The organism is Pseudomonas sp. CCI3.1, from assembly GCF_034313985.1.
In the GTDB taxonomy this organism is placed as follows: Bacteria; Pseudomonadota; Gammaproteobacteria; order Pseudomonadales; family Pseudomonadaceae; genus Aquipseudomonas; species Aquipseudomonas psychrophila.
This window is the reverse complement of the sequence record NZ_JAVIWO010000001.1, coordinates 3538663-3551504: the sequence shown is the minus strand read 5'-3', so window position 1 is coordinate 3551504 and position 12842 is coordinate 3538663. Positions and strand designations below refer to the sequence as shown.

At 58.8% G+C, this 12842-nt stretch carries 12 protein-coding genes; 5 read left to right on the top strand and 7 right to left on the bottom strand.

Translation table 11 applies throughout. From position 1 onward, the window contains the following. Window positions 1-53: 53 nt before the first annotated feature. The 3 genes from RGV06_RS16240 to RGV06_RS16230 all read left to right on the top strand — a co-directional run bounded on the left by RGV06_RS16240 (window position 54) and on the right by RGV06_RS16230 (window position 4158). Complete coding sequence (locus RGV06_RS16240; protein WP_019822919.1) at window positions 54-1232, top strand: NAD(P)/FAD-dependent oxidoreductase; 1179 nt, start codon at window positions 54-56, stop codon at window positions 1230-1232. Window positions 1233-1457: 225 nt separating this feature from the next. Next, window positions 1458-3632, top strand: coding sequence for a YccS family putative transporter (gene yccS / locus RGV06_RS16235; RefSeq protein WP_019827967.1), 2175 nt, complete (start codon window positions 1458-1460; stop codon window positions 3630-3632). A 64-nt stretch (window positions 3633-3696) separates the two neighbouring features. After that, entirely contained in the window at window positions 3697-4158 is a 462-nt protein-coding gene (locus RGV06_RS16230) for a GNAT family N-acetyltransferase (protein ID WP_019827970.1), read from the top strand. On the opposite strand, the gene RGV06_RS16225 is transcribed toward RGV06_RS16230, so the two are convergent. Together RGV06_RS16225 and RGV06_RS16220 are read right to left on the bottom strand one after the other, a co-directional pair. Then, window positions 4149-4445, bottom strand: coding sequence for a winged helix-turn-helix domain-containing protein (locus tag RGV06_RS16225; protein ID WP_019827971.1), 297 nt, complete (start codon window positions 4443-4445; stop codon window positions 4149-4151). The genes RGV06_RS16230 and RGV06_RS16225 overlap by 10 nt on opposite strands. Before the next feature lie 47 nt (window positions 4446-4492). Then, window positions 4493-4999 (bottom strand): YgjP-like metallopeptidase domain-containing protein, encoded by a 507-nt coding sequence (locus RGV06_RS16220; protein WP_019827972.1) that lies wholly within the window; start codon window positions 4997-4999, stop codon window positions 4493-4495. A 188-nt stretch (window positions 5000-5187) separates the two neighbouring features. Between RGV06_RS16220 and RGV06_RS16215 the strand changes: the two genes are divergently transcribed. Continuing rightward, the gene (locus RGV06_RS16215; protein WP_082113446.1) at window positions 5188-5580 is read left to right on the top strand and encodes a hypothetical protein; all 393 of its coding nucleotides are present in this window, start codon (window positions 5188-5190) and stop codon (window positions 5578-5580) included. 56 nt (window positions 5581-5636) lie between these two features. Here the strand turns inward: RGV06_RS16215 and fba are convergent, their stop codons facing one another. The 5 genes from fba to tkt form a co-directional block, all read right to left on the bottom strand. Further along, complete coding sequence (fba, locus tag RGV06_RS16210) at window positions 5637-6701, bottom strand: class II fructose-bisphosphate aldolase (protein WP_019827974.1); 1065 nt, start codon at window positions 6699-6701, stop codon at window positions 5637-5639. Window positions 6702-6961: 260 nt separating this feature from the next. Beyond that, window positions 6962-7180, bottom strand: coding sequence for a hypothetical protein (locus RGV06_RS16205; RefSeq protein WP_019827976.1), 219 nt, complete (start codon window positions 7178-7180; stop codon window positions 6962-6964). Window positions 7181-7212: 32 nt separating this feature from the next. Next, window positions 7213-8376, bottom strand: a complete 1164-nt coding sequence (locus RGV06_RS16200; RefSeq protein ID WP_019827977.1) for a phosphoglycerate kinase — start codon at window positions 8374-8376, stop codon at window positions 7213-7215. 26 nt (window positions 8377-8402) lie between these two features. Continuing rightward, on the bottom strand, window positions 8403-9458 hold the full coding sequence (gene epd / locus RGV06_RS16195) for an erythrose-4-phosphate dehydrogenase (protein WP_322150503.1): 1056 nt from the start codon (window positions 9456-9458) through the stop codon (window positions 8403-8405). A 120-nt stretch (window positions 9459-9578) separates the two neighbouring features. Further along, the gene (gene tkt / locus RGV06_RS16190) at window positions 9579-11576 is read right to left on the bottom strand and encodes a transketolase (RefSeq protein ID WP_019827981.1); all 1998 of its coding nucleotides are present in this window, start codon (window positions 11574-11576) and stop codon (window positions 9579-9581) included. A 261-nt stretch (window positions 11577-11837) separates the two neighbouring features. Between tkt and RGV06_RS16185 the strand changes: the two genes are divergently transcribed. Further along, window positions 11838-12833, top strand: coding sequence for an ArsR/SmtB family transcription factor (locus tag RGV06_RS16185; protein WP_046810130.1), 996 nt, complete (start codon window positions 11838-11840; stop codon window positions 12831-12833). Window positions 12834-12842 lie beyond the last annotated feature (9 nt).

Sequence of the window (12842 nt, the reverse complement as noted above, 5' to 3'; positions counted from 1 at the left end):
GCCCGCTCCCACATTAGGTTTGGATTGACTATAAATTTTGTGAGGACACCGCTTTGCGCTCTACCGACGTTGTGATTATTGGCGCTGGCGCCGCAGGTTTGATGTGCGCGCTGACGGCAGCCGGCCGTGGGCGCAAGGTCATGCTCATCGACCACGCCAACAAGGCGGGCAAAAAGATCCTGATGTCGGGCGGTGGCCGCTGCAACTTCACCAACATGTACACCGAACCCAACAATTTCCTGTCGCAGAACCCGCACTTCTGCAAGTCGGCCCTGGCCCGCTACACCCAGTGGGACTTTATCGAGATGGTCGCCAAACACGGCGTGCCGTATCACGAGAAGAAACTCGGCCAACTGTTCTGCGATAACAAATCCAGTGACATTCTCGAAATGCTTCTGCAAGAGTGCCAGCAAGCAGGCGTCAGCCTGCACCTGGACACCTCGGTTGAGCAGATCGAAAAAACCGACAACGGCTACAGCCTCAACACGACGCTGGGCCCGATTGACTGCCAGTCGCTGGTGGTCGCTACCGGCGGGCTGTCGATCCCGACTCTCGGCGCCACCGGCTTTGGCTATCAAATCGCCAAACAGTTTGGTCACACTTTGCTGGCCACCCGGGCAGGCCTGGTGCCATTCACCATCACCGACCAGCTCAAAGAGATCTGCACCGAACTCTCAGGCACGTCAGTCGACTGCCTGGTGAGCTGCAACGATCAGAGCTTTCGGGAAAATATCCTGTTTACTCATCGGGGCTTGAGCGGACCGGCGATTTTGCAGATTTCGTCGTTCTGGAATACGGGCGACACGGTTGAAATCAACCTGCTACCCGACCTCGATGCGCTGAGCTGGTTGCAGACCCAACAGGCAGAGCGCCCCAACAGCGAACTGAAAACTTTGCTCGGTGAAATTTTCACCAAGAAGATGGCCAACCTGCTGGCCGAGCACTGGTTCGAGTCCAAGCCCATGAAGCAGTACACCCCGGGTGAACTGGCGCTCGTGGCTGACAAACTGGCGAACTGGAAAGTGATACCGGCTGGCACCGAAGGCTACCGCACCGCTGAAGTGACCCTGGGCGGGGTCGATACCCGTGAAGTGTCCTCCAAGACCATGGAATCGCTGAAAAGCTCCGGCTTGTACTTTGTGGGCGAAGTGCTGGATGTGAGCGGCCACCTGGGTGGCTTCAACTTTCAGTGGGCATGGGCTTCGGGGTATGCGGCGGCGCAGTACGTCTGACCTGCCCCCTGTAGATACTCTTTTGCCGGTCAATCCGCTCTTGTGGGAGCGAGCCTGCTCGCGAACGACCTTCGCGAGCAGGCTCGCTCCCACGGTTAAAGTTTTCCTGCGGCAGCGGCTACAGGGCCTGCTTTAAAAATATTTTGTGTTCGATGTGACAGTGCCATTGCGCTGTCGTCTTATCTGGCTCAAGTTAGCGAATCACGAGCCAGGCACCGCCCCTCCATGTCATCGAAAAGCTTTCAGCATTCCCTGCGCCGCTTGTGGGCACTGGACAAGTTCAGTTACAGCGTCCGGGTGTTTGTCGCCCTGACCGGCAGCATGGCTTTCTGCTGGTATCAGGATGAAATGTCGCTGCTGATCCCGTTGTTTTTGGGGATTATCGCCAGCGCGCTGTCGGAGACCGATGACAGTTGGCAAGGCCGGCTCAACGCTTTACTGGTAACGCTGGTGTGCTTCACCGCCTCGGCGCTCAGTGTCGAACTACTCTTCCCCTATCCCTGGTTGATGGTCTGCGCGCTTGCGCTGGCGAGCTTCGGCTTGACCATGCTCGGGGCGCTGGGCGAGCGCTACGGGGCGATTGCTTCGGCCACGCTGATTCTGGCCGTGTACACCATGATTGGCGTCGACCAGCGTGGTGGCGAAGTCACCAATTTCTGGCACGAGCCCTTGCTGCTGGTGGCGGGGGCGGCCTGGTACGGGATGCTGTCGGTCCTGTGGCAGGCGCTGTTTTCCAACCAGCCGGTGCAGCAAAGCCTGGCGCGGTTGTTCTGGGAGCTGGGCCTGTACCTGAAGATAAAGTCCTCGCTGTTCGAGCCTATCCGCAAGCTGGATGTCGAAGCAGGCCGACTGGAGCTGGCGCGACAAAACGGTCGAGTGGTGGCCGCGCTGAACACTGCCAAAGAAATCATTCTGCACCGGGTCGGCAACTCCCGACCGGGTTCCAAGCTCAGCCGCTACCTCAAGCTGTACTTCCTGGCACAGGACATCCACGAGCGCGCCAGCTCCTCGCACTACCCCTACAACGCCCTGGCCGACGCCTTTTTCCACAGTGACGTGATGTTTCGTTGCCAACGCCTGCTGCGCCAGCAAGGCGTGGCCTGCCAGCGCCTGTCGGAGTCGATCAAGCTGCGCCAGCCGTTTGTCTATGACGACAGCTTTGCCGAGGCCCTGAGCGACCTGCACGCTTCCCTCGAGCACTTGCGTATTCAGAGCAACCCGGCCTGGCGCGGGCTGCTGCGTTCACTGCGGGCGCTGGCTGCCAACCTGGGGACTCTCGACCGTTTGTTGAGCGACGCAAGCAACCCCGACACCCTCGCGGATGCCACCGACAGCAGCTTGCTGGACCGCTCGCCACGCAACCTCAAGGATGTCTGGTCGCGCCTGCGTCAGCACCTCACACCCACGTCGCTGATCTTTCGCCACGCCTTGCGCTTGCCTTTGGCCCTGAGCATCGGTTTTGCGATGGTGCACTGGATTCACCCGAGCCAGGGTTACTGGATCATCCTCACCACGCTGTTCGTATGCCAGCCGAGCTACGGCGCCACCCGACGCAAGTTCAGCCAGCGCATCATCGGCACGGCCATCGGTCTGGCCGTAGGCTGGGCGCTGTTCGATCTGTTCCCCAACCCTCTGGTGCAGTCGATGTTTGCCGTGGTGGCCGGGGTGGTGTTCTTTATCAACCGCACCACGCGCTACACCTTGAGCACAGCCGCCATCACCCTGATGATCCTGTTTTGCTTCAACCAGGTGGGCGACGGTTACGGGCTGTTCCTGCCACGACTGTTCGATACCTTGGTGGGCAGCGTGATTGCGGCTGCCGCGGTGTTCCTGTTCTTGCCTGACTGGCAGGGCCGTCGCCTGAATCAGGTGCTGGCCAATACCCTAAGCTGCAACAGCCAGTATTTGCGCCAGATCATGCAGCAATACGCACAAGGTAAAAGCGACAATCTGGCCTATCGACTCGCTCGCCGTAACGCCCACAACGCCGATGCGGCGCTGTCGACCACGCTGGCCAACATGCTGATGGAGCCTGGGCATTTCCGTAAGGATGCCGACATGGGTTTCCGCTTTTTGGTGCTGTCGCACACCTTGCTCAGTTATTTGTCAGGCCTGGGCGCCCACCGCGACACCGAGTTGCCCGGGGAAGTACGCGAACAGTTGATCGAGGGGGCCGGACGCAGGATTGCCGACAGCATCGACCAGATTGCACAGGGCCTGGCTTCCAAGCAGGCGGTGGCGGTACAGAGTGATGATGAAGAGGCACTGGCCAGCGAGCTTGAGCAGATGCCTGACGAGATCGATGAGAACCAGCGTTTGGTGCAAACCCAGCTGGCGCTGATTTGCCGTCAACTCGGACCGTTGCGCACCCTGGCGGCGCATTTGGTCAAGGCACCTTAGAACTTGGCGCCAGTCAGCATCACGCCTACTATCGGCTAATCACCTCTCCAACAAGGACAAGACCGTGACCACTGACTGGCTCTGCAAACATCACAACGACCTTGGCAAAGAACAGCTCTACGCCATTCTGGAATTACGCTCAAAGGTATTTGTTGCCGAGCAGAAATGCGCCTATCAGGACGTCGACGGGCAAGACCTGACCGGGGATACGTTGCACCTGATGGGTTGGCAGGACGATCAGCTGGTGGCATATGCGCGCCTGCTCGACCCTGAATCCCAGGGCGGCGACGTCGTGATTGGCCGCGTGATCATTGCCCCTGAAGGTCGCGGACAAAAGCTGGGGCATACCCTGATCGAGAAGGCCCTGGAAAGCATTGAAGATTACTGGTCGGGGCAGCCCGTGTTCTTGTCCGCCCAGGCGCACTTGCAGCCGTTTTATGAGCAACACGGGTTTCGCGCCGAAGGCGAAATCTATCTTGAAGATGACATCCCGCACATCGGCATGCGCCTCACGCCTCAGGGATAACCCAGCACCTGTTTGATCTGCACCAGATGCTCACCGATCCAGGTTTTATCGACTGGGCCCCAACTGTGAATCTGATAGCGCCCCGCATGGTTGCGGGCGCCATCCTGTTGTTCGAACTCACAGACGATATCCAGATCAGCCAGCGCCGCGATGGTGTCCTGCGCGGTACGGCGCGGCATGCCGGTTACCTCGGTCAGAGCGGGCACACTGCTGGCAATCTGGCTATCGATTAACCAGGCCACGTACAAGCGCCGGTAAAAGCTGCTTTTGGTTTTGCTGACTTCCATTCAGAACTCCTGATGCGGATGATTGCTGGCTTTCTGTGGGAACGGGTTCAGGGTTGGGGTTTTCCTGCCAAGTCACGCCACGTCAGGTACACCCGCAGGTCAAACTCCAACTGGTGATAACCCGGCAGCATGTGCTCGCACAGTTTGTAAAAAGCCTTGTTGTGGTCTGACTCCTTGAGATGCGCCAGTTCGTGAACCACGATCATCTTCAGGAATTCGGGCGCCGCCTCCTTGAACAACGACGCTACGCGCAATTCTTTTTTGGCCTTGAGCTTGCCGCCCTGAACCCGCGAGATAGCGGTATGCAAACCCAGCGCACGGTGCGTCAGGTCGAGCTTGTTATCAAACAGCACCTTGTCGAAGGACGGCGCGTTGCGCAGGTATTCCTGCTTGAGTTCCAGCGCGTAGGTGTACAGCGCCTTGTCACTTTGCACCGCATGACGCTGCGGGTAGCGTTCACTCAGGTAGCTGCCCAACTGATCGCGTTCAATCAATTGGCGCACTTGCTCTTGCAAGTTCTGGGGGTAGGCCTGGAGGTACTTGAGAACGGTCATGGGGCGTCAACGCACAGCGTAAAAGTGCGTCAGTGTAGCGAATTCACCCTCAAGGCGCCCATGTCAGACTTTTACACTGTAATAAGCCAGACGCTTCCGAGAAAACCTGATGCCCACAAGCGCAGCTTGCAGCCCGGAAAGTCGCAGGGCTATCTTCACCAGTCGCCGATGATCCCCGTGGAACCGACATGAAAAAGACGACGCACGACGATCCAAAACCCGCGCGCGTAGAACGCGATGATCATCAGCACGATGACGCTACCCGGCGCATTCTCGACGTTCTGCTCCAGGCTCCGCCAGTCTCCCTCGACAGCCTCAAACCTACTCTGGCACACAAGACCGGCCCTCGATCTCCCTTTGGCGTGCTGCCTGATGTTCGGGCGGTAGAGGCCTTGTCCCATGTCTCGCTCATGCTCAAGAGCGCAGAAGAGGTGTCGGATGAAATCACTGCGCTGGCCAGCGGAATAGAGCGCGGACTGGTGTGGTCCCTGGTGCACTCGGTCGAAATGTCCCGCTCGCTGGTAGATGCGCTGCTCAGGGCAAATGGCGTCGATCCGGAGCATATCCACCGATCCGCATGAACATCGCGCCCACAAAAAAGCCCGCATCGCTGCGGGCTTTTTTGTACGCGCCGGTCTTAGTTGACCTTGGCGTTCAGCTCACCTTTGAGGTAACGCTGGTACATGGCTTCCAGGGAGATCGGTTTGATCCGCGAAGCGTTACCGGCAGTACCGAAGGCTTCGTAACGAGCGATACACACGTCACGCATGGCCGTTACGGTTGCGCCGAAGAACTTGCGCGGGTCGAATTCGCTCGGGTTGGTCGCCATCAGGCGACGCATGGCACCAGTCGATGCCAGGCGCAGGTCGGTGTCGATGTTGACCTTGCGCACGCCGTGCTTGATGCCTTCAACGATTTCTTCAACCGGCACACCGTAGGTTTCTTTGATGTCGCCACCGAACTCGTTGATGATCGCCAGCCACTCTTGAGGAACAGAGGACGAGCCGTGCATCACCAGGTGAGTGTTCGGGATACGCTTGTGGATCTCTTTGATACGGTCGATCGCCAGCACGTCGCCAGTAGGTGGCTTGGTGAACTTGTAAGCGCCGTGGGAAGTACCGATGGCAATGGCCAGGGCATCCACCTGAGTGCGCTTGACGAAGTCAGCCGCTTCTTCCGGGTCAGTCAGCATCTGACTGTGATCCAGAATGCCTTCTGCGCCGATGCCGTCTTCTTCGCCAGCCATGCCGGTTTCAAGCGAACCCAGGCAACCCAGCTCGCCTTCTACCGATACACCGCAAGCGTGCGCCAGCGCTACGGTTTGCTGAGTAACGCGAACGTTGTAGTCGTAGTCGGTTGGGGTTTTGCCGTCTTCGCCCAGCGAGCCGTCCATCATGACCGAGCTGAAGCCCAGTTGGATCGAGCGCTGGCACACGTCAGGGCTGGTGCCGTGGTCCTGGTGCATGCACACCGGGATATGCGGGAATTCTTCGATTGCAGCCAGGATCAGGTGACGCAGGAATGGAGCACCTGCGTACTTGCGCGCACCGGCCGAAGCCTGAACGATCACCGGGGAGTCGGTCTTGTCAGCGGCTTCCATAATGGCGCGCATCTGCTCAAGGTTGTTTACGTTGAAGGCTGGAACGCCGTAGCCGAATTCGGCGGCGTGGTCCAACATCTGGCGCATGCTGATAAGTGCCATTGTGAGTGTCTCTCCCGGACAAGGGTCGTTAATCGTGCAAGCCTGCCGTAGCGGCGGCTGCTATTCAAGTTATTGCAGATCGGGGGTTGTGCCCCATTCTGCCAATCCGATTTAGCTGAAACGATACAGCTCCAGCTATAACTGCTCGACCTAAAGGTGGGAGCGAGCCTGCTCGCGATGCAGGCAATTCGGTATATGTGCCTCATCGCGCTTAAGTCTTCGCGAGCAGGCTCGCTCCCACCAGTAGACCGCATATCAAATCAAGGGCACCCACGCTCTTGTGAAGCCTTGGGCGACTCGTATTTTTCCAGTGCTTCAGGACCTGAGCGTTTATTGACCAGTGGAACGCTTTGCGCCTGCCAGTCTGCCTGGTAGCAACCACTCTCTTCAGGGGTTGCAGCCTCGGGCGTCGGCTTGCCCGAACTGGCGCAACCGGCCAAAAAGCCCACGATCATCAACAGCGGTAACAACTTGACCATGTCCATGCTTCCTTTCAGGGCCTGAAACACCTTCAGGCTTTGGCGCGGCTTTCCAGAATTTCGACGGCAGGCAGTACCTTGCCTTCGACGAATTCAAGGAATGCACCACCGCCGGTGGAGATGTAGGAAATCTGATCGGCAATACCGTACTTGTCGATAGCCGCCAGCGTGTCGCCGCCACCCGCAATCGAGAACGCCGCGCTGTCAGCAATGGCCTGGGCCAGCACTTTGGTGCCATTCCCGAACTGGTCAAACTCGAACACACCCACCGGGCCGTTCCACAGGATAGTCTTTGACGACTTCAGCAGCTCGGCGAAATGCGCGGCGGTTTGCGGGCCGATATCCAGAATCATGTCGTCGGCAGCCACATCAGCGATCAGCTTGACGGTTGCAGCAGCACTTTCAGCGAACTCCTTGGCCACGACCACATCAGTCGGCAGAGGCACATTGACCTTGGCAGCGATAGCGCGAGCGGTGTCCAGCAGATCAGGCTCGTACAGCGATTTGCCTACCGGGTGACCGGCAGCTGCCAGGAAAGTATTGGCGATACCGCCACCCACGATCAGCAGGTCGCAGATCTGGCTCAGGCTGTTGAGCACTTCAAGCTTGGTCGAGACCTTGGAGCCGGCAACAATAGCCGCCATCGGCTTGGCCGGGGCGCCCAGCGCCTTGCCCAGTGCGTCCAGCTCGGCAGCCAGCAACGGGCCAGCAGCCGCAACCTTGGCAAACTTGGCCACGCCGTGGGTCGAGCCCTCGGCGCGGTGAGCGGTACCGAACGCGTCCATCACAAACACGTCGCACAGGGCGGCGTATTGCTGGGCCAGCTCGTCGGCGTTTTTCTTCTCGCCCTTGTTGAAGCGCACGTTTTCGAACAACACGATGTCGCCCGCTTTAACGTCGACGCCATTGAGGTAGTCGCTGACCAACGGCACTTCGCGGCCCAGGGCCTTGCTCAAGTAATCCGCTACTGGCTTGAGGCTGTTTTCAGCCGAGAACTCGCCTTCAGTCGGACGTCCCAGGTGCGAGCAGACCATAACCGCTGCGCCTTTTTCCAACGCCAGCTTGATGGTCGGCAGCGAAGCAAGGATGCGCGCATCGCTGGTGACTACACCGTCCTTGACTGGGACGTTGAGGTCTTCGCGGATCAGTACGCGCTTACCTTGCAGATCGAGGTCGGTCATCTTCAACACGGTCATGGGTCGCAGTTCCTGAGTTTCTAATGTTAGAGAGCGGGTTTTGGGTGAGTAACGTACAAATAGTGCTCTGCCACATCGATCATTCGATTGGCAAAACCCCATTCGTTGTCGAACCAGGCCAGCAGGTTCACCAGCCGGGGGCCGGAAACGCGGGTCTGGCTGGCATCGACAATGGCCGAATGCGGGTCATGGTTGAAATCACAGCTGGCGTGGGGCAACTCGGTGTAGGCCAACAAGCCTTTGAGCGGGCCGCTGGTGGCAGCCTCGCGCAGTATTCGGTTAACGTGCGCGGCATCCGTGTCCCGTGCCGTGGTCAAGGTGATATCCAGGCACGACACATTCAAAGTCGGTACCCGCACCGCTTTGGCTTGAATTCGGCCGGCAAGTTCCGGCAACAGACGTTCAATACCTTTAGCCAGGCCGGTAGACACCGGAATGACCGACTGAAACGCTGAGCGCGTCCGACGCAAATCTTCGTGGTGGTAGGCATCAATCACCGGCTGATCGTTCATCGCCGAGTGAATGGTAGTGATCGATACGTACTCAAGACCCAACGCCTCATCCAGCAAACGCAGGAGCGGCACGCCGCAGTTGGTCGTGCAGGAGGCGTTGGACACCAGTCGCTCTTCGCCGGTCAGGCTGTGCTGGTTAACACCGTAGACGATGGTAGCGTCGACATCTGCGTCACTGGCCATCGGCTGCGAAAACAGCACGCGGGGAGCCCCAGCATCCAGGAAGCGCTGGCCGTCGGCGCGGGTGTTATAGACGCCGGAACATTCCAGCACCAGGTCAACACCCAAGGCAGCCCAGTCGATCCCTTCGGGGGTGGCACTGCGGAACACTTTCACGCAGTCGCCATTGATATGCAGGCAGTCGCCTTCGATCCGTATCTCGCCGGGGAACCGGCCATGAGTGGAGTCGAAGCGCGTCAAATATTCGAGACTGGCCATGTCGGCCAAATCATTGAGTGCAACAATTTCAAACCCGGCATTCGCTCCTCGCTCCAACAACGCACGCAAGACGCAACGACCAATCCGGCCGTAGCCATTGAGTGCAACTTTGTAAGGACGCGGTTGAGGCATGGGGTTCTCGATTACCAAGGTGAATCCTTCACACTTTCGCGAGCAGGCTCCCTCCCACAGGGATCTACATAGTCCCAGTGGGAGCGAGCCTGCTCGCGAATAGGGCAGCCACTTTGTTACTTAGTCTTCCAGCAACTCTTCAGCCTGACCCAGGATGTTTTCCAGGGTGAAACCGAACTCTTCGAACAAGGCAGGCGCAGGCGCCGACTCGCCGTAGGTGGTCATGCCGATGACGCGGCCTTCCAGGCCCACGTACTTGTACCAGTAGTCCGCGTGGGACGCTTCGATCGCGATACGGGCGCTAACCTGCAGCGGCAGGACCGACTGCTTGTAGCCTGCATCTTGAGCTTCGTACACGCTGGTGCATGGCATCGATACAACACGTACTTTGCGGCCTTGCTTGGTCAGTTCTTCGTAAGCCTGAACGGCCAGGCCCACTTCGGAACCGGCCGAGATCAGGATCAGTTCAGGCTCGCCTGCACAGTCCTTGAGCACGTAACCACCACGGTTGATGTCGGCAATCTGGCCAGCATCACGGGTTTGGTGGTTCAGGTTCTGACGCGAGAAGATCAACGCGGACGGGCCGTCGTTGCGCTCCAGGGCGAACTTCCAGGCCGCTGCGGATTCCACCGCATCGGCTGGGCGCCAGGTGTCCAGGTTCGGCGTGGTACGCAGGCTGGTCAGTTGCTCGATCGGCTGGTGCGTCGGGCCGTCTTCGCCCAGACCGATGGAGTCATGGGTGAACACATAGATCACGCGCTGCTTCATCAGGGCCGACATGCGGATGGCGTTGCGGGCGTATTCCATAAACATCAGGAAGGTCGCGCCGTAAGGCACCAGGCCGCCGTGCAGGGCAACGCCGTTCATGATGGCGCTCATGCCGAACTCGCGTACGCCGTAGTACACGTAGTTACCGCTGGCGTCTTCAGCCGAAACACCTTTGCAGCCTTTCCAGATAGTCAGGTTGGAACCGGCCAGGTCAGCGGAGCCGCCCAGCAGTTCTGGCAGCAGAGGGCCAAAAGCGTTCAGGGCGTTTTGGCTGGCTTTACGGCTGGCGATGGTTTCGCCTTTGGCTGCGACTTCAGCGATGTAGGCCGCAGCCTTGGCATCGAAGTCAGCTGGCAGTTTGCCGCTCAGGCGACGGGACAACTCGCCAGCCAGCTCAGGGAACTCGGCCGCATAGGCAGCGAAGCGCTTGTCCCACTCGGACTCAGCTGCAGCACCGGCTTGCTTGGCATCCCATTCGGCGTAGATATCAGCCGGGATTTCAAATGGACCGTGGGTCCAGTTCAAGGCCTGGCGAGTCAGGGCGATTTCGTCGTTGCCCAGTGGAGCACCGTGGCAATCTTCCTTGCCCTGCTTGTTCGGCGAGCCGAAACCGATGGTGGTTTTGCAGCAGATCAGCGTTGGCTGGTCGCTTTTGCGTGCGGTTTCGATCGCGGTCTTGATTTCTTCCGGGTCGTGACCGTCAACGTTGCGGATCACTTGCCAGTTGTAGGCTTCAAAACGCTTTGGCGTGTCGTCGGTGAACCAGCCTTCAACTTCACCATCGATAGAGATGCCGTTGTCATCGTAGAACGCAATCAGCTTGCTCAGACCCAGAGTGCCGGCCAGCGAGCCAACTTCGTGGGAAATGCCTTCCATCATGCAGCCATCACCCAGGAACACGTAGGTGTGGTGATCAACAACGTTGTGGCCAGGACGGTTGAACTGCGCGCCCATGACTTTTTCTGCCAGGGCAAAGCCCACAGCGTTGGCCAGGCCCTGACCCAACGGGCCAGTGGTGGTTTCAACGCCCGGCGTGTAGCCCAGCTCCGGGTGGCCCGGGGTACGGCTGTGCAGTTGGCGGAAGTTTTTCAGGTCGTCGATCGACAGGTCATAGCCGGTCAGGTGCAGCAACGAGTAGATCAGCATCGAACCGTGGCCGTTGGACAGCACGAAGCGGTCACGGTCAGCGAACGAAGGGTTGCTCGGGTTGTGCTTCAGATAATCGCGCCACAGTACTTCGGCGATATCCGCCATACCCATAGGGGCACCTGGATGGCCGCTGTTGGCTTTTTGCACGGCATCCATGCTGAGTGCACGAATGGCGTTGGCACGCTCACGACGGCTGGGCATCGCTGTTCTCCTGGGTATTGAAAGTTAAATCGAAACGGAAAAAAGGCGAGCATTTTCCCTCAGGCAACGCCCTCGGGGCAATGACAGATAGTCGCAAGAGGCGTTTTTCCTGTGCTTAACCGTTCAACCTGTTAAGGATCGGACATTTCGTTTCGTTAATAAGCACACACCATCCGACAAACGCGCCACTTATCGACCAATATCAAAACTTTTCGATATTGAACTTGCGGGGGCTGAACGGGGTAACTAGACTGCGGCCCCATGAACTTACGCGCGCCTTCAATCCGCCATGACGATAGCGACGAGCTCTCTGCCTTGTGCAAGGCTGGAGGCGACCCGCTGCGACTCAACGTGCTGCGTGCGTTGGCCAACGATTCGTTTGGTGTGCTGGAGCTGACGCAGATTTTTGCCACCGGCCAATCCGGCATGAGTCACCACCTCAAGGTGCTGTCTCAAGCCAGGCTGGTTGCAACACGGCGCGAAGGCAATGCGATTTTTTATCGCCGTGCCCTGCCCCACACGGAGCAACCTGGCGGAAAATTGCACGCTGCACTGCTGGAAGAGGTCGACAACCTGACCTTGCCCGTCGATGTACAAGCGCGAATCAGCGCAGTACATGCACAACGTGCAGCCGCCAGTCAGGACTTTTTCTCACGCGTAGCCGAGAAGTTTCGCGCTCAACAGGATTTGATCGCCGGCTTGCCGCAATACCGGGACAGCGTTTTGACGCTGCTCGACAAACTGAGCTTCCGCCCAGCGGCCACGGCCCTGGAAGTCGGCCCCGGTGATGGCAGTTTCTTGCCCGACCTGGCTCGCCGCTTCCATCAGGTCACGGCGCTGGACAACAGCCCGGTCATGCTTGGGCTGGCCCGCCAGCTCTGTGAACGCGAGTCACTGAACAACGTCAGCCTGATCCTGGCCGACGCGTTACACGATGCACAGCTGCAAGCCGACTGCGTTGTCGTGAATATGGTCCTGCACCATTTCGCCGCACCGGCCGAAGCACTTCAGCAACTGGCAACCTTGCTGCAGCCGGGCGGCAGCCTGCTGATAACAGAGTTGTGCAGCCATAATCAGGCGTGGGCACGCGAGGCTTGCGGTGATTTATGGCTGGGTTTTGAACAAGATGATCTGGCCCATTGGGCCACCGCTGCGGGACTCGTTCCCGGGGAAAGCCTCTATGTAGGCTTACGTAATGGTTTCCAGCTTCAGGTCCGCCACTTTCAGCGGCCAACTGGCGACACTCACCATCGGTAAATATTAGGA

Bases quoted from the DNA above. Each gene is read 5' to 3' on its own strand.
- yccS (WP_019827967.1), top strand. From the start codon at position 1,458: ATGTCATCGAAAAGCTTTCAGCATTCCCTGCGCCGCTTGTGGGCACTG.
- RGV06_RS16225 (WP_019827971.1), bottom strand. From the start codon at position 4,445: ATGGAAGTCAGCAAAACCAAAAGCAGCTTTTACCGGCGCTTGTACGTG.
- RGV06_RS16220 (WP_019827972.1), bottom strand. From the start codon at position 4,999: ATGACCGTTCTCAAGTACCTCCAGGCCTACCCCCAGAACTTGCAAGAG.
- RGV06_RS16215 (WP_082113446.1), top strand. From the start codon at position 5,188: ATGAAAAAGACGACGCACGACGATCCAAAACCCGCGCGCGTAGAACGC.
- fba (WP_019827974.1), bottom strand. From the start codon at position 6,701: ATGGCACTTATCAGCATGCGCCAGATGTTGGACCACGCCGCCGAATTC.
- RGV06_RS16205 (WP_019827976.1), bottom strand. From the start codon at position 7,180: ATGGTCAAGTTGTTACCGCTGTTGATGATCGTGGGCTTTTTGGCCGGT.
- RGV06_RS16200 (WP_019827977.1), bottom strand. From the start codon at position 8,376: ATGACCGTGTTGAAGATGACCGACCTCGATCTGCAAGGTAAGCGCGTA.
- epd (WP_322150503.1), bottom strand. From the start codon at position 9,458: ATGCCTCAACCGCGTCCTTACAAAGTTGCACTCAATGGCTACGGCCGG.
- tkt (WP_019827981.1), bottom strand. From the start codon at position 11,576: ATGCCCAGCCGTCGTGAGCGTGCCAACGCCATTCGTGCACTCAGCATG.
- RGV06_RS16185 (WP_046810130.1), top strand. From the start codon at position 11,838: ATGAACTTACGCGCGCCTTCAATCCGCCATGACGATAGCGACGAGCTC.